Genomic DNA, 19713 nt, shown 5'->3' with positions numbered 1-19713 from the left:
ATACAAGGAGTAGCCGATGTCCGGTTCAATGGCCCAGGCGTTCGCGCATAACTTTCTCGGCCACTCACCTCGCTGGTACAAGGCGAGCATTCTCGGTTTCCTGATTCTCAACGCACTGGTGCTTTGGACCGTAGGTCCGGTCGTGGCCGGTTGGTTGCTGGTGCTGGAATTCATCTTCACCCTGGCCATGGCGCTCAAGTGCTATCCACTGATGCCTGGCGGGCTGCTGCTGATCGAAGCCCTGCTGCTGAAAATGACCACACCGCAGGCACTGTATGACGAACTGGTGCACAACTTTCCGGTGATCCTGCTGCTGATGTTCATGGTGGCCGGCATCTACTTCATGAAAGACCTGCTGCTGTTCCTGTTTTCGCGCTTGTTGCTGGGGGTTCGCTCCAAAGCGCTGCTGGCGTTGATGTTCTGCTTCCTCTCGGCATTCCTGTCGGCATTCCTGGATGCCTTGACCGTCACGGCGGTGATTATCAGCGCGGCCGTGGGGTTTTATTCGGTGTATCACCGCGTCGCCTCGGGCAATGATCCCCGCCAGGACAGCGAGTTCAGCGATGACCAGCACCTGCCGCAACTCCACCATGAAGACCTCGAACAGTTCCGCGCCTTCCTGCGCAGTCTGTTGATGCACGGTGCCGTGGGCACGGCGTTAGGCGGTGTATGCACGTTAGTGGGTGAGCCGCAGAACCTGCTGATCGGCCATGAGATGGGCTGGCACTTCGCCGAATTCTTTTTGAAAGTGGCCCCGGTTTCGCTGCCAGTGCTGGTGGCCGGCCTGGTGACCTGTGTGTTGCTGGAGAAACTGCGCTGGTTCGGTTACGGCACTCTCCTGCCGGACAACGTGCGTACCGTGCTGGCCAACTATGCCGCCGAAGACAACGCCGAACGTACCCCACGCCAGCGCGCCGCCTTATTGGTCCAGGGCGCCGCGGCGTTGATCCTGATTGCAGGGTTGGCGTTTCATATCGCGGAGGTCGGCCTGATCGGGCTGATGGTGATCATCTTGATCACTGCATTCACCGGCATCACCGACGAGCACCGGATCGGCAATGCGTTCAAGGACGCCATGCCGTTCACCGCGTTGCTGGTGGTGTTTTTTGCGGTGGTGGCGGTGATTCATGATCAGCAACTGTTCACGCCGCTGATCCAGTGGGTCCTGGCGCTGCCGGCCGACCAGCAACCGGGCATGTTGTATATCGCCAACGGCTTGCTGTCGGCTATCAGCGACAACGTGTTTGTGGCGACCATTTACATCACGGAAGTGAAACGGGCGTTCATTGCCGGTCATATGTCCCGCGAGCACTTCGAGACGCTGGCCATTGCGATCAATACCGGGACGAATCTGCCCAGCGTGGCGACCCCCAATGGTCAGGCAGCATTTCTGTTTCTGCTGACCTCGGCGATTGCGCCGCTGATTCGCTTGTCGTATGGGCGGATGGTGTGGATGGCGTTGCCGTACACAGTGGTGATGGGTGTGTTGGGCTGGTATGCGGTCAGCTACTGGCTGTAACCCTGACCAAAAACTGCAGGAGTGAGCCTGCTCGCGATAGCGGTCATACATTCAACGATGATGTTGACTGATAGGGTCTCATCAAGAGCAGGCTCACTCCTGCAAGGGGGATTTATGTGGGTTGGCGAGGGAGGATGTATTGCTCGATCGCCTGGGCCGCACCGTCTTCGGTGTTTGCGCCCGTCACCACGTCGGCCTGACGCTTGACCGCCTCTTCCGCCTGCCCCATGGCAATCGACAGCCCGGCGCGATGAAACATCGCCGGGTCGTTGCCACCATCGCCCAGCGCGGCGGTCTGTTCCAGCGCAACCCCGAGGTACTCGGCCAGTGTTGCCAGCGCCGCGCCCTTGTTCGCCTGCATCGCCGTCACGTCCAGGTACACCGGCTGTGAACGCGAGACCTGGGCCTGCCCCTCAACCTTGGGCAGTAATTGCGCCTCCAGCTCGATCAGCAACCCGGTGTTATGGCTGGCCGCGACAATTTTGTCGATGCGTTCCAGGTACGGTTCGAAACTCTCAACCACCACTGGCGGATACCCCAGGCCATGCTGCTCCCGGGGAACCATCGGGCCATTGGCGTCCTTCAACAGCCAGTCGCCACCGCTGAACACCCAGACTTCAATGTCCGGCAGATCGGCGAACTGCGTCAGGGTGATGAGCGCAGCGGTGGCCGGCAAGTAATGGGCCACCAGCAAGCTACCGTCCGGGTTGACGATCGTGCCGCCATTGAACGCCGCCGTCGGCACATCGACGCCTAATGCTTCGATCTGCTGCAACATCGCTTTCGGCGGGCGCCCGGTGGCCAGGCTGAACAGCACGCCCGCCTCGCGCAACGAACGGACCGCAGCAATGGTGCGCTGACTGAGCGTGTGATCAGGCAGCAACAACGTGCCGTCCATGTCACTGAGCAGAAAACGGATGGGCTGTTGCGTGGCGCCTGTCATCCGAGGCTGTGCCAGACGCGACCGTCACGGGTCAGCAGCTTGTCGGCGTCGACCGGGCCGTCCTCACCTGCCGCGTATGGCTGAACCGTTGCGTCCTGCTGCCAGGCATCGAGGAACGGCTGGACGGCGCGCCAGCCGTTTTCGATGTTGTCGGCGCGCTGGAACAGCGTCTGGTCGCCGGTCAGGCAGTCATAGATCAGCGTTTCGTAGCCGGTAGACGGCTGCATCTCGAAGAAGTCCTTGTAGGCAAAACCCAGTTCGATATTGGCCATCTTCAACGCCGGGCCAGGCCGTTTGGCCAACAAGTCGAACCACATGCCTTCGTTGGGCTGAATCTGGATGCGCAGGTAGGTCGGTTGCAACTCATCGACCTCGGTGTCGCGGAACTGCGCATACGGCGCCGGCTTGAAGCAGATCACAATCTCGGTATCGCGCACGCTCATGCGTTTGCCGGTACGCAGGTAAAACGGCACGCCGACCCAACGCCAATTGTCGATCATGACTTTGAGCGCCACGTAGGTTTCGGTCGTGCTGTCGGGTGCCACGTTGTTTTCCTGGCGATAACCCGGCAGCGGGTTGCCGTCGACTTCGCCGGCGGCATATTGACCGCGGACCGAGTTGGCCCGAGCCTCTTCGGTGGACCAGGGGCGAATGGCCCCCACCACCTTGGCCTTCTCCCCACGTACCGCATCGGCGCCAAACGCGGCCGGCGGTTCCATTGCCACCATCGCCAGTAACTGGAACAGGTGATTGGGCACCATGTCCCGCAGGGCGCCGGTGTGTTCATAAAAACTGCCACGGGTTTCGACACCGACGGTTTCGGCGGCGGTAATCTGCACGTGGTCGATGTAATGGTTGTTCCAGAAGGCTTCGAACAGGCTGTTTGAAAACCGGCTGATCAAAATGTTCTGCACGGTCTCCTTGCCCAGGTAGTGATCGATCCGGTAGATCTGGTTTTCCGTCATCACCTTGAGTAAACACGCATTCAAGGCTTCGGCGGTTTGCAGGTCGGAGCCGAACGGTTTTTCGATGACCACCCTTCGGAACGATTCAGGCGTTTCCTGCAGCAAACCCGCCGCGCCTAGCCGACGCACCACTTCGCTGAAGAAACGTGGCGCGGTCGCCAGGTAGAAGACCGCGTTGCCGGTGCCGCTGTCGGCGATTTTGGCCGCCAGCGCTTGATAAGTGCTGTCGTCCAGGAAGTCGCCCTGGACGTAGCTGATGCCTTGGGCCAGTTTGTCCCACACCTGCGGATCAAGGGCTTGATCGCCCTTGCCGACCTTGGCGGCCACTTCGGTTCGAATGAAGTCTTCGAGCTTGCGGGCAAAGGCATCGTCAGTGATGGCGTTGTGGTCAACGCCGATGATCCGCAATCCATCCCCCAGCAGACCGTCGCGACTCAGGTTGTACAGCGCCGGCATCAGCAAGCGCTTGACCAGGTCACCGTGGGCACCGAACAGGAACAGCGTGGTCGGTGGTGCGGGTTCTGCCTTGGATTTATTGCGGATCAGACGGGTCATTTTTTCGAAGTCTCCACATGGCCGCCGAAGCCGAAGCGCTGGGCAGAGAGAATCTTGTCGCCAAAGGTACCTTGACCGCGCGAACGGTAGCGCGAGAACAGCGAGTTCGACAGCACCGGTACCGGCACCGACTGTTCCATGGCGGCTTCGATGGTCCAGCGACCTTCACCGCTGTCAGCCACCGAGCCGGAATAGCCATCGAGTTTCGGATCGCTGGCCAGTGCGTCGGCGGTCAGGTCGAGCAACCAGGACGAGACCACGCTGCCACGACGCCAGACTTCGGCGATGTCGGCGACGTTCAGGTCAAAGCGCTGGTCTTCCGGCAGGTTGGTGCTGGCCTTGGTCTTGAGAATGTCGAAACCTTCGGCGAAGGCCTGCATCATTCCGTATTCGATGCCGTTGTGAATCATCTTCACGAAATGCCCCGAACCTGCAGGGCCGGCGTGGATGTAGCCACGCTCGGCGCGATCGTCATCGGACTTGCGGTCCTTGGTGCGCGGGATGTCACCCATGCCTGGCGCCAGGCTGGCGAACAGCGGGTCAAGGCGTTGAACCTCTTTGGCATCGCCGCCAATCATCATGCAGTAGCCGCGCTCCAGGCCCCACACGCCGCCGGAGGTGCCGACGTCGATGTAGTGCAGGCCTTTTTCCGACAAGGTCTTGGCCCGGCGGATGTCGTCCTTATAGAAGGTGTTGCCGCCGTCGATGATGGTATCGCCAGCTTCGAGCAGGTTGCTCAGGGTCTCGATGGTGTCTTCGGTCGGTGCGCCGGCTGGCAGCATGACCCAGACCGCTCGCGGTTTGGCCAGGCCGGCGACCAGGGCCGGCAAGTCTGCGACGCCCGTGGCGCCCTCGGCAGCCAGGGTATCGATAAAGGCGGTATTGCGGTCGTAAACGACAGTGGTATGCCCATTGAGCATCAGGCGCCGCGCAATATTGCCGCCCATGCGGCCCAGTCCAATGATCCCGAGTTGCATGTGCTGATGCTCCCTACTACAAATAATGTGTGTCAAAGGTTATAGCCCAACGTGAGTCATGGGGGGTTAGTCCAGAGCGTTGGCACATAGTTTCCGGGCATTGTGCCCGATCCTGATTGATAACGTCGGTAATCGCGCCGAAGACACAACGACCATGAAAAATAAAAAAGTTCCCTTGTGAGGCAAAAGAAATCAAAATCAGCGCCGATAGTAGATCAGCACCCGCTTGCAAGGGGCGGTTCTACAGTTGAGACAACCATTTGCGAGGTGAGCAATGGGCACAGTACACGCAGCACGGCCAGCACAGACCCTTTACGTTACGATTCGTCGGGATGAATTGCGTCAATTGAAAGAAGAGCGCGACCTCTTGAAGCAGGAACTCGCGCAACTGCGCCAGCTGACTCAAGGCACTCAATCGCCCTCCTTGCCCGTTACCCAACGCGCACCTCACGCCTGATTTTTCAGGTGAATCGGAGACAGCCTTGCGCTGTTTCCGACCTCGTTTTGCCCCCGCGATCTCTGCCAGTTCACAAATTTTTCACAAATACTGACTGATAATTCCTTCCATTATGGCCACTCGGTTCTCGTGTGGTTTCCGTTCGTCGGCAAGGGATGGCACGACGTCGAAGTGATTTCTGGCTGGAGCGTTGAATGGCTTTGTTTAAACGCAGCACTGCGTCTGCGAAAGGTTTCGATTGGGCAGGATTCCTCTGGCTATTCCTGTTCTTCTGGTATTTTTCCGGCATCACCCAATTACTCATTCAACTGACTGGCACCTCGGGCTTTACCGGGTTCCGCCAGGCGTTTGTGATGAGCGCCATCTGGCTTGCGCCGATGCTGTTGTTCCCTAAACAGACGCGCGTGATGGCGGCGGTGATCGGTGTCGTGCTGTGGGCCTGCTCGATGGCCAGCCTGGGTTACTTCTTTATTTACCAGCAGGAGTTTTCCCAAAGCGTCATCTTCATCATGTTCGAGTCGAACATCTCTGAAGCTGGCGAGTACATGACCCAGTATTTCGCCTGGTGGATGGTCGCGGCGTTCCTCGCCCACACACTGTTCGCTTATTTCCTGTGGACTCGCCTGCGCCCGGTCGTATTGCCGCGCGGGCAGGCACTGGTTGCCGCGACGGCCATTGTGATTGCCGTGGTCGGCTACCCGCTGGCCAAACAGACCGCGCGCACCGGCAGTTTTGCAGAAGGTTTCGACAAGTTCGAAACCCGCATCGAGCCTGCCGTGCCTTGGCAGATGGCCGTGGCCTATCACCGCTATCTGGAAACCCTGGCGGGCATGCAAGACATGCTGCACAGCGCGAGCAAGATTGCACCGCTGAAAAACCTGACGGACACCATGGCCAACCAGCCGGCGACCCTGGTGCTGGTGATCGGCGAGTCCACCAACCGTCAGCGCATGAGCCTCTACGGCTATCCGCGTGAAACCACACCGGAACTGGACAAGCTCAAGGATCAACTGACGGTCTTCGACAACGTCATCACCCCGCGCCCTTACACCATCGAGGCGTTGCAGCAGGTGCTGACCTTCGCTGACGAAGAAAATCCGGACCTTTACCTGTCCACTCCATCGCTGGTCAGCATGATGAAACAGGCGGGCTACAAGACGTTCTGGATCACCAACCAGCAAACCATGACCAAGCGCAACACCATGCTGACGACCTTCTCCGAGCAGGCCGACGAGCAGGTGTACCTGAACAACAACCGTAACCAGAACGCTGCGCAGTACGACGGCGACGTGGTCGAGCCGTTCAACAAGGCACTGGCCGATGCCGCGCCGCGCAAGTTGATCGTGGTGCATTTGCTCGGCACACACATGAGCTACCAGTACCGCTACCCGCCGACGTTCGACAAGTTCACCGACCGTAAAGGGGTGCCGGACGGCGTGCGCGACGACCAGGTGCCGACATACAACAGCTATGACAACGCAGTCCTGTACAACGACTTCGTGGTATCGAGCCTGATCAAGGACTACGCCAAGTCCGATCCGAACGGCTTCCTGCTGTACCTCTCCGACCACGGCGAAGACGTGTTCGACTCCGTCGGCCACACCACCCTCGGCCGTAACGAGAACAAGCCGACCGCGCCGATGTACACCATCCCGTTCATGGCCTGGGCATCGCCGAAATGGCGCGAAAACCATGACTGGAGTTTTGCCGCAGACCTGAGCCGGCCTTACAGCAGCTCGCAGCTGATTCACACCTGGGCTGACCTCGCCGGTTTGAGCGCTGATGAACTGGACCGCAGCAAGAGCCTGGTCAGCGCCAACTTCAAGCCGCGCCCATTGATGATCGGCAACCCTTATGAGCGCCAGGTGCGCCCTCTGATCGACTTCAGCCTGATGAAGCCGAAAGTTGATTCGAAAATCGTTCAACAGTAGATCCATTCAGGGGCCGATTCCGGCCCCTTTTGTTGCGCCCTGCGCAAAACCTCCCCTCTTCGATACACTTTAAAACGAGATTAATTCTCGTTTATTGCTAAATCCCCTCTCCTCTCTTCGTCTTTGAACAAACGGAAATTTTCCATTGACGACAAGGAGTCGGCTGCGATGTTCGCGCCCATCACCCGTTCCATGACTTTGACCTTCGGCCTGTGCAGCGCCGCACTCAGCCCTGATGTGCTGGCCGAGACTGATCCCGACAAACAGCCCGCCACCCTTGAACTGGCCGCCACCAGCATTTCCGCCGACAGCCTGGGCAGCACCACCGAAAACACCGAGTCGTACACCACCGGCGCCATGAGCACCGCGACGCGCTTGAACCTGTCGATCAAGGACACGCCGCAATCGGTGTCCGTCGTCACCCGTCAGCAAATGGACGATTTCAAACTCGGCACGCTGTCCGAAGCCATGGGCCAGACCACCGGCATCGTGGTCCAGCACAATGACTCGGACCGGGTCAGCTATTCGTCCCGTGGGTATTCGATCACCAACTTCCAGATCGACGGGATGCTCAATACTTTCAGCTACATGAAGTCGGATTCGGACACCATCATCTACGACCGCATCGAAGTGGTTCGCGGCGCGACCGGCCTGACCACCGGCGCCGGTGATCCGTCGGCAACGATCAACATGGTACGCAAACGACCGACCGCGCAGTGGGAAGCGCTGAGCGGGGTCAGCGCTGGCAGCTATGACGATTACTACAGTTACGTGGACGTCGGCGGGCCGCTGGCCTTCGATGGCCGCTTGCGCGGGCGCAGCGTGCTGGCGTATCGCGACAGCCATTCCTACCGTGACAAGTACCAACTGCAACGGGAAGTCGGCTACGGCATTATTGAAGCCGACCTGACCGACGACACCCTGCTTGCGGTGGGTTACGACTATCAGGACAAACAGGTGCAAGGCACGTCCTGGGGCACGGTCCCGTACTGGAACGCCGACGGCAGCAAAGCCCATCTGGGCCGTTCCACCAACATGGCCACGCCGTGGAGTTCCTGGCCGCTGAAGGACAAGACAGCATTCGCCACGCTGGAGCAGCAACTCGGTGCGGGCTGGCACTTCAAGGCGGCCTACACCCATCGCGAGAGTGACACTGACGGCAAGATTTACTACGCCGGTGGCGGTTTCCCCGAGGCGGATCGCAGCGGTATGGTCGCCAACGTCAGCCACATGGTCGGCACGCAAAAGATGGACGTGTATGACTTCAACGTGGCCGGGCCTTACTCACTGTTCGGGCGTGAACACGAAATGATGATCGGCTATGGCGAGTCGCAACGCAGTGAAGACAATCCTTACACGGTGGATGGCGCACGGCGGTCGGATTACGAAAATGTGCCTGACTGGAAATACATGGGCGGCATTCCCAAATTCCCCGACACCGTCACCAGCCTGCAAGGCGCTCATGAAAAGACCCGACAAAAAGCCGGCTACCTGGCCACGCGCCTGACCCTGGCCGACGACCTGCACGCGGTACTGGGCAGTCGTTATGGCACGTGGGAAATCTCGAAAAAGTCCAACAGTTACGACAACAACCTGCAACTGGCCGGCGTCGAAACCACCCGCCAGCAGCACAACGACATGTGGACGCCCTACGCCGGTCTGCTTTACGACATCACGCCTGAGTACACCGCTTACGTCAGCTACACCGACATCTTCAAGCCGCAAGACGCCCGCGACAGCAACCGCAAATACCTGGAACCGGTAGTGGGCAGCAACTATGAACTGGGGCTCAAGGGCAGCCTGCTGGAAGAACGCCTGAACCTGGCCACGGCGCTGTTCTGGAGCAAGCAAGATAACGTCGCCGAACTCGACGACTCTGTACCGCCGGACCCGGTCACCGGCGAGGAGTTTTTCAAATCCGGCGGCAAAGGCAACAAGGTCCAGGGGTTTGAAGCCGAGGTCTCGGGCGAGCTCATGGCGGGCTGGAACATGACGGCCGGCTACACCTACACCCACTCGGTCAATGGTGAAAAGCAACGCACCAACACCCCTCAACCGCTGAATATGGTGCGGCTGTCCACGGCGTATCGCCTGCCCGGCGAATGGCAGGCCCTGACCGTCGGTGGCGCGGTGAACTGGCAAAGTGACGTCTACCGCGCGGCCAGGCGCCCGATCGGACGGGGCGCCAATGGTGAAGTGATCACCACCAGCGCGAACATTCGCCAGGAGGCCTACAGCGTGGTGAAGTTGATGTCGCGGTATGAGTTCGACCGGCACCTCTCGGCATCGCTGAACGTCGATAACCTGTTCGACACGAAGTACTACGACAACGTCGGGTTCTACAACGGCGTGTTTTGGGGTGACCCGCGCACCGTCACGTTAAGCCTGGACTGGAAGCTCTAGCGTGCTCATTCCCATTTGGCGGAATCGGCAGATAATGTCCCTGCGACATTGCTTCATGGACGAAAGGCCCTTAACCCGTAATGGGAGGCACCCATGAAATGTACGACCCTGATCGTTGCTGGCCTGATGATGTTCGGCTCAGTCTCTGCATTTGCAGAATACGGCTCCGAACGCATGCGGTATTACTACGAGACGCTGCATCTCGCCCAGCAAAAGGCAAATGGCTTCGAGATCAAAAATATTGAACTGCGTGTTCCGAGCGATCAAACCGCACAGGTGACCGAAAACTACAAACCGAAGTAATCGAAGCCAGCCGGGCGTCCTGAGGGGCGCCCTTTTTTATGCCTGAGCAGTTAAAGCGCCTTGGTCCAGAACAGCATGCGGCCATGGGCCGGATCGAACATGCCGGCGGCAAACCCGAACTTGCCGTAGGACGCCTGTGCGACCGCATTGCCTTCGAGGACTTCCAGGGTGATCTTGCAGCAACCCCGCTGACGGGCAATGTCTTCAACCTTTTGCAGCATCTTCTGGCTCAGCCCCAAACCGCGGAACTGCGGGACCACCGACACGTCATGCACGTTGACCAGTGGCCGACAGGCAAAGGTCGAGAAACCTTCGAAGCAATTGACCAACCCGGCCGGCGCGCCGTCGACGAAGGCCAGTACACTGAACGCGTGGGGACGTTTGGCCAGCTCTCCGGGCAACTGCTGCAGGGTATCTTCGGGCAGTGCATGCCCGCCGCCCATCGGGTCCTGGGCATAGGCATTGAGCACCACACCAATCGCCTCGGCGTGCACCGGGTTGGTGTAGCTGGCCTGAAGTACCAGAATGTCTGCGGATTCCATTTCCATCGTTGCTATCCCGTCGAGTTATCCCGGCGCGTCACTCGCGCCGCGAAGTCGAAGGACATTAGCGTGAGTCGCCATCGCCGACAACCCGAACCTGCCTCAAACACCCCAGATCAGCGTCTCGGTCCAGCCCAGTTCGGCAAAATCCGCCGCCCGCAAACCCGACTCGCCAGAGCAGAAAAACTCATCCAGTTGCGGCGGTGCCACCGAGGTGCCGCTGAGCATGGCATGGACCTGGCCACGATGATGAAGCTGGTGTTCGAACAGATGGGACAGCAGACGTAAACGGCTGTCATGTTGCGGCGTGTCCCGGGCGATGGTGACGATTCGTCCCAGGTCTGTATCGCGCAATTGCTCGCAGTAGGCAATCAACCGATTGTCCACCAGCGATTGCTCGCGCTTGAGGTCTGCACCGACGCTGCATGGCTCGTCTTCCTTGAAAAAAACGTAGCAGTCGGGGTGTGGATCATCACCACGCAACTCGCGCTCCAACGCGTCCACGTAAAACCAGTCGCAGGTCAGGATGTGATTGAGGGTGGCGACGAGGCTGGGGAAGAAACTGACTCGCGGGGCCGCGAGCTCGGCCGGGGTCAACTGGCTCCAGGCCTTGGCCAGTCGGTAATTGGCCCAGGCGTTTTGATACGCCATGGTCAGCAAATGGTGAGACAGGGGCTGATTCATGTTCACGGCTCCCGAAAATCAGGCTTCAGCAAAGCGTTGCAGCTGCATTTCCTTCAAACGGCTTAACGTGCGACGGAACGGGAATTCCAGATAACCCTCGGTGTACAGGGCCTCCATCGGCACCTGCGCTTCGAGGTACAGCGGCACTTTGCGGTCGTAGCACTCGTCCACCAGCGCGATGAAACGCCGCACGCCATCGTCGTGCACGGACAGTTGCGGCAGCTCGCGGTCTCCCGCAACGACGTGTTCGGCCGCATCTTCGGTGCCTCGGGCGATGCGCCCTTCGCGTTTTTGTGCGCTGAGGTTGGGCACTTCACTCAACAGAATAGCGCTGTAGGTGTCGCACAGGGCCATGAAGTCCATGGCCGAGAAAGGTTGTTCGCACAGGTCGGCATAACGGCACCACAGCACGCCAGCGCTGGCCTGCAGGACATTGACGTGGCGGTAGCCGACGGTCACCGGATCGCGGGACACGGACTGGCCCACGGTCAAGGCCTTGAACACGTCACCCAGTGCATCGGGATGCGCGGCGTCGCTCACCCAGTAGCGCTGCAACGCGGTGCCCGGATGCAGGCGGTGGTCTTCGCCGCCCTCCACCGCGATCACCTGCATGTGCCGCTTGATCGCCTCGATCGCGGGCATAAAGCGGTCGCGATTGAAGCCATCGGCGTAGAGCTGATCCGGTGGCAGGTTGGAGGTGCATACCACCACCACGCCCTGCTCGAACATCACCTGAAACAAACGCCCGAGAATGATCGCGTCACCGATGTCGTTGACGAACAACTCGTCGAAACACAGGACGCGCACGTCCTCACTCAACTCCCGCGCCAACGCCTTCAAGGGGTCGGCGGTGCCGGTCAGTTGAAACGAACGCTGATGCACCCAGCCCATGAAGTGGTGGAAATGCTGACGCCGGGCCGGCACGCGCAGGGTTTGATAGAACTGATCCATCAACCAGGTCTTGCCCCGCCCGACCGGTCCCCACAGGTAAACGCCGGTGATCGGCGTTCGCCCTTCATGCAAGGCTTCGTGGCATTTTTGCAGTGCCCACACGGCGTGTTCCTGGGCTTCGTCCTGGACGAAACCCTTGGTTTCAATGGCGTGTTGCCAGGCGCTTAACGGAGAGTCGACATTCATGCGCGGGAGTATACGTCCGAACTGTCGCCACCGCCTCAGGGCTGCATCAGGACCGTAGCAACTGTCGAGCACCGCGAGGCTGCGGCTACGTGCGAACGCAAGCTGCTACAAGATCGGGGTTGGATTGAGCTACAGCGAGATGTCCAGTCGGGCGATCTTCCCCTGTTCGTTGAGGCGGAACATGTAGCGCAGTTCCAGCGGGCTGCCGGGAAAGGTGCCGGAGATCAGGTTGTGCACCAGCACCTTGCCGGTGCGCTGCTGAACATTCAGCACCTCGACCCGGGGCTGATAGCGCTGCGCGGTCTCTTCCATCCATTGGGCGATTGCGCGGGTGCCGATCTGGTGCTGGCCTTCATCGAACACATTGGCATCCTCGGCGAAAAAACTGGCGACCCTGGAGGTGTCGCGAGCATTGGCGGCGGCAATGTAGGCGGCGATCGCGGGGGCCAGTAAAGAGGCGGGATTGGACATGGTTGCGGCTCCTTGTTTATTGATTCTGCACCCATGCTAAGACAAGCCTGTGTCAATTCTTGTCAGGAGTGAAACGCCCCGCTTCATCCAGTTGCATCTGTTTGCGCCAGACCCGTAACAAGTCGCTGCGCCGCCCCGGATAACGCTCGCCCGGCTCATTGGCGGCGCAAATCCGGTCGGTGCGAAAGGTCCGGTAGGCACTGCGCAATTCGCACCAGGCAACAATGATCCGCACTTCATTGAGAAAACCCAACGCCAGTGGCCAGATCAGCCGCTGGCTGGGCACTTTGTTGGCGTCGGCGTAGTCGATGTTCAGCTTGGACTGGTCGCGGACAGCCTGGCGGAACACGCTCAACGGCACCACATTTTCCGGATAGCCATAACCGGGTGGCCCGGGCAGCACCGTCGGGTTTCGCAACGCGTCCTGGGCTTCAGGCGCCAACACGGCGGCAATCTTGGCCAATGCGTCGGCCGCCGCTTTGCTCAACACCTCGTCGCCACGCTGATCGACGTAGCGCAAACCCAACACGATGGCCTCGGTCTCGTCGGCATTGAGCATCAAGGGCGGCAAAAACAGACCGCTGCGCAGCACGTAACCCACCCCCGCTTCGCCGAAGATCGGCGCGCCGAGTGCGGTGAGTTCGGCGATGTCGCGGTACAGCGTGCGTTCGGAAATCTCCAGTTCACCGGCGAGCGTGGCGGCGGTCACCGGACGACTCTTGCCCCGCAGCACTTGCAACAACGTGAGTAAACGAGTGGTTCGCGACACGATGGACTGGCTCTGTCTGAAAAAGTTGTAGGGGCTTAATTGTCGGAGCTTAGCAGAGGTCCCTGTCAGAAAGTGGCAGCAGCGAAACGTCCGGTGGTCGCCTGTCTTGCCACTTCAGGAAAAGTGCATTGACGGCATAGATTATCAGCATCATATTTAATACATGTTGATAAACATCTATATTCAATCCCGACGTCTTTTCTCAGGAGTCACTCCATGCATTACAAAGTGTTCGGCCGCAAAACCGGCTTGCGGGTTTCGGAACTGGCACTGGGCGCCGGCAATTTCGGCACGGGTTGGGGGCATGGCGCCGAGCGTGACGAAGCGAAGCGTATTTTCGATGGTTATCTGGAGGCCGGCGGCAACTTCATCGACACCGCCAACGGGTATCAGGCAGGTCAGTCGGAAGTCATGCTCAGCGAATTTATCGCGGCAGTGCGCGATCGCCTGGTCATCGCCACTAAGTACACCTTGGGGACGACACCGTCCGCGAGCATTTCCCACACCGGCAACAACCGCAAAAACATGGTTCGCGCCGTGGAAGAAAGCTTGACCCGGCTCAAGACCGATCACCTGGACCTGTTCTGGGCGCACATGAGCGATGGCGTGACGCCCATGGAAGAAATCCTGCGCGGCTTCGATGATCTGGTGCGCGCCGGCAAGATTCATTACGCAGGACTGTCGAACTTCCCCGCGTGGCGTATCGCCCGTGCCGACGTGTTGGCCGAGGTGCGTGGTTTTTCGCCGATTGCAGCGATTCAGGTGGAATACAGCCTGGCTGAACGCACGGCCGAACGTGAACAACTGCCGATGGCCGAAGCCTTGGGCCTGGCCGCCACATTATGGTCGCCATTGGGTGGCGGTTTTCTCACTGGCAAGTACCGATCCAGCGATGACGACAATCGCGCGACCAAACTCGGCATGTTGATTCATGCGGAAAAAGGCGCCCGGGAAACGGCCCTTCTTGACACCCTGCTCGCCGTTGCAGCCGAACTGGAAGCGAGCGCGACGCATGTGGCCATTGCCTGGTTGCGGGCAAAAGCCCAGCGCTCGAGCACTGCGCTGATTCCGATTCTGGGCTCGCGCACCCGTGAGCAACTGGATGCGACGCTGGGGGCATTGAACGTGCAGTTGAACGCGGATCAGTTATCACGACTCGATGGCGCCAGCGATGTCGCCAAAGGCGTGCCGCACGAAACGCTTGCCGGCTCTTTTTCGCGGTTTAGCGGTGACCATACCCTCGACCTGCCGATCATCCCCGTGGCCTGACACCCATCAGAATGTGGGAGCGAGCCTGCTCGCGAAAGCAGACTGACATTCAACCTCAATATTGAATGTGATGGCTTCTTCGCGAGCAGGCTCACGCCTCCAGGTTTTACGGTATTTACCGGTCGACCCTGTGGCGGGCGGCATAGAGGCACAGCATTTCCATGGCCAATGTCGCCGCCGCCAGCGAGGTAATGTCTGCGTGGTCATAGGCCGGTGCGACTTCCACCACGTCCATGCCCACCAGATTGATCCCGCGTAACCCACCCAGAATCTCCAACGCCTGCACGGTGCTCAAGCCCCCGCAAACCGGTGTCCCGGTGCCGGGTGCAAAAGCCGGGTCGAGGCAATCGATGTCGAACGTCAGGTACACCGGGTTATCCCCTACCCTCGCCCGGATCGCTTCGACAATCGCCTCGCAACCCTCACGATGCACCTGCCGCGCATCCAGCACCTGGAACCCCCGGTGATCGTCATTAGTGGTGCGCAAGCCGATCTGCACCGAACGCGCCGGATCCACCAGCCCTTCCTTCGCCGCGTGCCAGAACATGGTGCCGTGGTCGACCCGCTTGCCCTCTTCATCCGGCCAGGTGTCGCTGTGGGCGTCGAAGTGGATCAGCGACAACGCACCATGTTTACGCGCATGGGCCTTGAGCAGCGGGTAGGTAATAAAGTGGTCGCCGCCGAAGGTCAGCATCGCGCTGCCGCTGTTCAGGATGTGTTCGGCGTGGGCCTCAATACTTTCTGGCACCGTGTGTGGCGAACCGTAATCGAAGTCGCAATCGCCGTAGTCGATGACGGCCAAATGATCGAACGGATCAAACGTCCACGGCCAGTGGCGTTCCCAGGCAATTGCGGTGGACGCGGCGCGTATTCCACGTGGCCCGAAACGTGCGCCGGGACGGTTGCTGGTGGCGGTGTCGAACGGCACGCCGCTGACCGCGACGTCGACTCCGCGCAAGTCGCGGCTGTAGCGACGGCGCATGAAACTGGTAATACCGGCGTAGGTGCTTTCGGCGGCAGTCCCGTAGAGGCTGTCGCGGGTCATGGCCTGATCGTTTTGCATCGGGACGTCCATGGTGATCTCCTTTTAAATTATTGGCGGCTACGGAATGTGGTCCACAGGCGCGTGCGCGACCGCAGGTCCTTGAGGCTCATGCTTTGGTCGGCGTACAGGCGTGCGCGCATGTCGGGCAGTGGAAAGATGTCCGGGTCGGTGCGCACGGCTTCATCCACCAGCGGAGTTGCCGCCTGGTTGGCCGTGGCGAAGAACAGCGTGTTGGTCAACGCCGCGACGGATTCGGGGCGCAACATGAACTCGATGAAGGCCCGGGCTTCTTCGGGGTGCGGCGCGTCCTTGGGAATCGCCAGGTTGTCTTGCCAGACCAGCGTGCCTTCCTGGGGAATCCGGTACGCCACCTCAAACGGCTTGTTGGCCTTGCGTGCCTGATCAGCGGCCATGCTCGCATCACCGTTGTAGGTCAGCGCCAGGCATATGCTGCCATTGGCCAGGTCGTTGATCTGCCGGCCGGAGGCGACGTACAGCACATTTGGCTGCAGCTTATGTAATAACGCCTCGGCGGCTGTCAGATCGGCTTTATCGGTGCTGTAGGGATCTTTACCCAGATAGTGCAGCGCCAGGCCGATGACTTCCTGCGGCGAATCGAGAATCGCGATGCCGCAGTCTTTCAGCTTGCTGGCGTATTCCGGCTTGAACAGCAGGTCGAGGCTGTTGAGCGGTACATTCGGCAGACGCTTCTGCACCGCTTCGACGTTCATCCCCAAACCCAGCGTGCCCCAGGTATAGGGCACGCCATAGCGATTGCCGGGATCGACGGCGGCCAGTTTTTCCAGCAGGTCCGGGTCAAGATTGGCGTAACCCTTGAGCCCTTCGTGGGAAATTTCCTTCAGCGCACCCGCCACCAGACCACGGGCGAGCACGCTGGACGACGGCACCACCACGTCATACCCGCTGCCGCCCGTCAGCAGTTTGGTTTCCAGCACTTCCGAAGAGTCGAACGTGTCGTAGCGCACGTGAATCCCGGTTTCCTTTTCGAACGCCTGCAAGGTTTCGGGCGCCACGTAGTCGGACCAGCTGTAGAGGTTGACGGTCTTTTCCTGCGCCTGAGCCGACACCGCCATGGCGAGGAACAACGTGGGGAAACACAGCTTGAACATGGGAGCCATGACGAACACCTGACCAGAGAAGTGGTTGCAGGTTGCGCGCTCGGTTACATTGACGAAATATCAAGTTTGTTAACCTGACTTTATGGCGGAGTAATGTTTGATGCTCGGGCAACTACACGACCTCGACCTGCAACTGCTGCGCCTGTTTGTCCGTGTGGTCGAGTGCGGCGGCTTCAGCGCGGCCCAGGGTGAACTGGGCCTGAGCCAATCCAGCATCAGCCAGCAAATGGCCAAGCTGGAAACCCGGCTCGGTTATCGCCTGTGCAGTCGCGGCAAGGGTGGATTCAAGATTACGCCCAAGGGCGAGCAGCTATTGACCGCGACACGCGGACTGTTTGAATCCATCGAAGCGTTTCGACATCAATCCAACGGTGTGGCCGGCAGATTGATTGGCGAAGTGCGCCTGGGGCTGTCCGAAGCCCTTGATCAATCGGTGCTGCAACAGGTGGCCGATGCGATCCGGCGTTTTCGCGAACGGGACGAGTCGGTGCGCATCGAACTGATCAGTGCCATGCCCGGCGAAATGGAACGCTTGCTGCTGCAGCAACGGCTTGACCTGGCCATCGGCTATTTCTCTCAGGTGCAAAGCGCGTTTGACTATCGCGAACTGTTCACTGAAACCCAGCACCTGTATTGCGCTCCCGGTCACCCATTGTTCACGGATGACGCGCCGACCGACGAGGCGCTGCAAGCCTGCGACCGGGTCGATCACCCTTACCGTTTCCTGCGCAGTGACGAGCCGTTCCAGGGCAAATTATGTTCGGCGCGCTCGGAACAGGTCGAAGGCACCCTTGCCTTCATTCTGTCCGGCAAGCATGTCGGTTATTTGCCCAATCACTTCGCCCGCAGTTGGGAAGACAAAGGTTTATTGCGTGCCGTGCGCCAGAGCGATATGAGTTTTGAAGTGGCGTTTCATCTCGCACGGCATCGCGCTCAAGTGCCGGGGGATGCGCAGAAGGCGTTTGAGCAGGATTTGCTCGCAGCCTTCAGTAAAACCTGACCTTTCAGGCAGTTATTGTTCGTTGCCCTCAGTGTCCACTGCTGGCATCCTGCGCCTCCATTTTCTGACCCGGCCCGCCGTTTGGCACGCAACCCACCATGACCGCCTCTGAAAAAGCCCCCGTTTTGCGCAACAACGACCTGATTTACGGCCTCAACGACCGCCCGCACCTGACCGCCACCGTCTTCGCCGCCCTGCAGCATGTATTGGCGAGTTTTGTCGGCATCATCACCCCGACCCTGATCATGGGTGGCGCCCTCGGCCTGCAAAGCGAAATACCGTACCTGATCAGCATGGCGTTGTTCGTTTCCGGCCTGGGCACCTTTGTTCAAGCCCGGCGCTTTGGCCCGGTCGGTTCTGGTTTGCTGTGCCTGCAAGGCACCAGTTTTTCCTTCATCAGTGTGATTCTCAGTGCCGGGTTCATGGTCAAGGCTCGCGGTGGCGGCACCGATGAAATCCTCTCGACGATCTTTGGCGTGTGCTTTTTTGCGGCGTTCATTGAAGTCGCGCTGAGCCAGTTCATCGGCAAATTGCGGATGCTGATCACCCCGGTGGTCACCGGCACGATCATCACGTTGATGGGCCTGTCGTTGGTCAAAGTGGCCATGACTGACATTGCTGGCGGCTTCGGTGCGGCGGACCTTGGCGCGGCCAGTCATCTGGCGCTGGCGGCTTTGGTGCTCGGCACGATTGTGCTGCTGAACCGGGTCGATGTGCCGTTTCTACGCCTCGGCGCCATCGTCATCGGCCTGACCCTGGGTTACGTCGTGGCGTGGCTGATGGGCGACGTCAATTTCGCCAGCCTGCCCGACGTACCGCTGATGAGCGTGCCGGTGCCGTTCAAGTACGGCTTTAACTTCGATTGGGTCGCGTTTGTGCCGATCGCGGTGATTTTTCTCGTCTCGCCACTGGAAGCTGCGGGTGATCTGACCGCCAACTCGATGATTTCCCGGCAACCGGTCAAGGGCCCGATTTACATTCGCCGGATCAAGTCCGGCCTGCTCGCCGACGGCCTCAACTCCGCCATGGCCGCCGTGTTCAACAGCATGCCGATGGTCACGTTTGCGCAGAACAACGGCGTGATCCAGCTCACCGGCGTGGCCAGTCGTTACGTGGCGTTCTTCATTGCCGGTTTGCTGGTGCTGCTGGGGTTGTTCCCGATGATCGGCGCGGTGCTGCAACTGATGCCAAAACCGGTGCTTGGCGGCGCCGAACTGGTGATGTTCGGCACCGTCGCGGTAGCCGGGATCAAGATCCTCGCCGAAGCCGGCCTGCATCGACGCAACATGCTGATCGTGGCGATTTCCCTCGGCCTGGGCCTGGGCGTGGCGGCGGTGCCTGAGGTGCTGCGCGAGTTGCCGCTGGCACTGCACAACATTTTTGAATCGCCCATTACCGTCGGGGCGTTGTGCGCTATCGTGCTGAACATCTTCCTGCCCGAGGAGTTCATGGCGCTGGAAGAAGACGATTTCGATCCGGAAGCCTCGATCCTGCAGGTCATGGAAAACCCTGATGTGCCGGCCAAGGCTGAACCCGCAACGCCTGGGGCTGTCGCACCGTTGGACCGCCCGTAAGGCTCAAGGGCTTAATCTTGAGCGGTTCAG

At 59.8% G+C, this 19713-nt stretch carries 18 protein-coding genes; 8 read left to right on the top strand and 10 right to left on the bottom strand.

Going from position 1 to position 19713, the window contains the following annotated elements:
• Positions 1 to 16: 16 nt before the first annotated feature.
• On the top strand, positions 17 to 1519 hold the full coding sequence (nhaB, locus tag D882_RS0112240; protein ID WP_027923517.1) for a sodium/proton antiporter NhaB: 1503 nt from the start codon (positions 17 to 19) through the stop codon (positions 1517 to 1519).
• 112 nt (positions 1520 to 1631) lie between these two features.
• On the opposite strand, the gene D882_RS0112235 is transcribed toward nhaB, so the two are convergent.
• Genes D882_RS0112235 through gnd form a run of 3 tightly spaced genes read right to left on the bottom strand, consistent with a single transcriptional unit; the run spans position 1632 to position 4959 of the window.
• Positions 1632 to 2462 carry a Cof-type HAD-IIB family hydrolase gene (locus tag D882_RS0112235; protein ID WP_027923516.1) on the bottom strand — a complete coding sequence of 277 codons (831 nt, stop codon included), beginning with the start codon at positions 2460 to 2462 and terminating at the stop codon, positions 1632 to 1634.
• Positions 2459 to 3982, bottom strand: coding sequence for a glucose-6-phosphate dehydrogenase (gene zwf / locus D882_RS0112230; protein ID WP_027923515.1), 1524 nt, complete (start codon positions 3980 to 3982; stop codon positions 2459 to 2461). The genes D882_RS0112235 and zwf overlap by 4 nt, the downstream gene beginning before the upstream one ends.
• Complete coding sequence (gene gnd, locus D882_RS0112225; protein WP_027923514.1) at positions 3979 to 4959, bottom strand: phosphogluconate dehydrogenase (NAD(+)-dependent, decarboxylating); 981 nt, start codon at positions 4957 to 4959, stop codon at positions 3979 to 3981. Before gnd ends, zwf begins: the two co-directional genes overlap by 4 nt.
• Positions 4960 to 5233: 274 nt before the next feature.
• Between gnd and D882_RS1000000132010 the strand changes: the two genes are divergently transcribed.
• From D882_RS1000000132010 to D882_RS0112205, 4 genes are all read left to right on the top strand, one after another.
• Positions 5234 to 5416 (top strand): DUF6026 family protein, encoded by a 183-nt coding sequence (locus D882_RS1000000132010; RefSeq protein WP_081743948.1) that lies wholly within the window; start codon positions 5234 to 5236, stop codon positions 5414 to 5416.
• 194 nt (positions 5417 to 5610) lie between these two features.
• Positions 5611 to 7347, top strand: coding sequence for a phosphoethanolamine transferase CptA (locus D882_RS0112220; RefSeq protein WP_027923513.1), 1737 nt, complete (start codon positions 5611 to 5613; stop codon positions 7345 to 7347).
• A gap of 168 nt (positions 7348 to 7515) precedes the next feature.
• Positions 7516 to 9750: a TonB-dependent siderophore receptor gene (locus tag D882_RS0112210; RefSeq protein ID WP_027923512.1), complete on the top strand. Its 2235-nt coding sequence runs from the start codon at positions 7516 to 7518 to the stop codon at positions 9748 to 9750.
• Between the two features lie 93 nt (positions 9751 to 9843).
• The gene (locus tag D882_RS0112205) at positions 9844 to 10053 is read left to right on the top strand and encodes a hypothetical protein (protein WP_027923511.1); all 210 of its coding nucleotides are present in this window, start codon (positions 9844 to 9846) and stop codon (positions 10051 to 10053) included.
• A gap of 50 nt (positions 10054 to 10103) precedes the next feature.
• Here D882_RS0112205 and D882_RS0112200 read toward each other — a convergent pair whose 3' ends face one another.
• From D882_RS0112200 to D882_RS0112180, 5 genes are all read right to left on the bottom strand, one after another.
• Entirely contained in the window at positions 10104 to 10595 is a 492-nt protein-coding gene (locus tag D882_RS0112200) for a GNAT family N-acetyltransferase (RefSeq protein WP_027923510.1), read from the bottom strand.
• 102 nt (positions 10596 to 10697) lie between these two features.
• Positions 10698 to 11279: a DinB family protein gene (locus D882_RS0112195; RefSeq protein ID WP_027923509.1), complete on the bottom strand. Its 582-nt coding sequence runs from the start codon at positions 11277 to 11279 to the stop codon at positions 10698 to 10700.
• Positions 11280 to 11297: 18 nt separating this feature from the next.
• Positions 11298 to 12416, bottom strand: a complete 1119-nt coding sequence (zapE, locus tag D882_RS0112190; RefSeq protein ID WP_027923508.1) for a cell division protein ZapE — start codon at positions 12414 to 12416, stop codon at positions 11298 to 11300.
• Positions 12417 to 12545: 129 nt separating this feature from the next.
• Positions 12546 to 12887, bottom strand: coding sequence for a nuclear transport factor 2 family protein (locus tag D882_RS0112185; protein WP_027923507.1), 342 nt, complete (start codon positions 12885 to 12887; stop codon positions 12546 to 12548).
• 52 nt (positions 12888 to 12939) lie between these two features.
• Positions 12940 to 13656 (bottom strand): YafY family protein, encoded by a 717-nt coding sequence (locus D882_RS0112180; RefSeq protein ID WP_027923506.1) that lies wholly within the window; start codon positions 13654 to 13656, stop codon positions 12940 to 12942.
• Positions 13657 to 13872: 216 nt separating this feature from the next.
• On the opposite strand from D882_RS0112180, the gene D882_RS0112175 reads away from it, so the two are divergent.
• On the top strand, positions 13873 to 14925 hold the full coding sequence (locus tag D882_RS0112175) for an aldo/keto reductase (protein ID WP_027923505.1): 1053 nt from the start codon (positions 13873 to 13875) through the stop codon (positions 14923 to 14925).
• Positions 14926 to 15040: 115 nt separating this feature from the next.
• On the opposite strand, the gene speB is transcribed toward D882_RS0112175, so the two are convergent.
• Both speB and D882_RS0112165 read right to left on the bottom strand, forming a co-directional pair.
• The gene (gene speB, locus D882_RS0112170) at positions 15041 to 16000 is read right to left on the bottom strand and encodes an agmatinase (protein ID WP_027923504.1); all 960 of its coding nucleotides are present in this window, start codon (positions 15998 to 16000) and stop codon (positions 15041 to 15043) included.
• Between the two features lie 17 nt (positions 16001 to 16017).
• Positions 16018 to 17109 carry a polyamine ABC transporter substrate-binding protein gene (locus D882_RS0112165; protein WP_027923503.1) on the bottom strand — a complete coding sequence of 364 codons (1092 nt, stop codon included), beginning with the start codon at positions 17107 to 17109 and terminating at the stop codon, positions 16018 to 16020.
• Positions 17110 to 17209: 100 nt separating this feature from the next.
• Between D882_RS0112165 and D882_RS0112160 the strand changes: the two genes are divergently transcribed.
• Positions 17210 to 18109 carry a LysR family transcriptional regulator gene (locus tag D882_RS0112160; protein WP_027923502.1) on the top strand — a complete coding sequence of 300 codons (900 nt, stop codon included), beginning with the start codon at positions 17210 to 17212 and terminating at the stop codon, positions 18107 to 18109.
• A 98-nt stretch (positions 18110 to 18207) separates the two neighbouring features.
• On the top strand, positions 18208 to 19683 hold the full coding sequence (locus D882_RS0112155; RefSeq protein WP_027923501.1) for a nucleobase:cation symporter-2 family protein: 1476 nt from the start codon (positions 18208 to 18210) through the stop codon (positions 19681 to 19683).
• Positions 19684 to 19713 lie beyond the last annotated feature (30 nt).

The sequence above is a fragment of the Pseudomonas sp. URMO17WK12:I12 genome, assembly GCF_000514395.1.
Taxonomy (GTDB): domain Bacteria; phylum Pseudomonadota; class Gammaproteobacteria; order Pseudomonadales; family Pseudomonadaceae; genus Aquipseudomonas; species Aquipseudomonas mucoides.
Note: the sequence above shows the minus strand (reverse complement) of the source record. Positions and strands in the feature narration are given on the sequence as shown.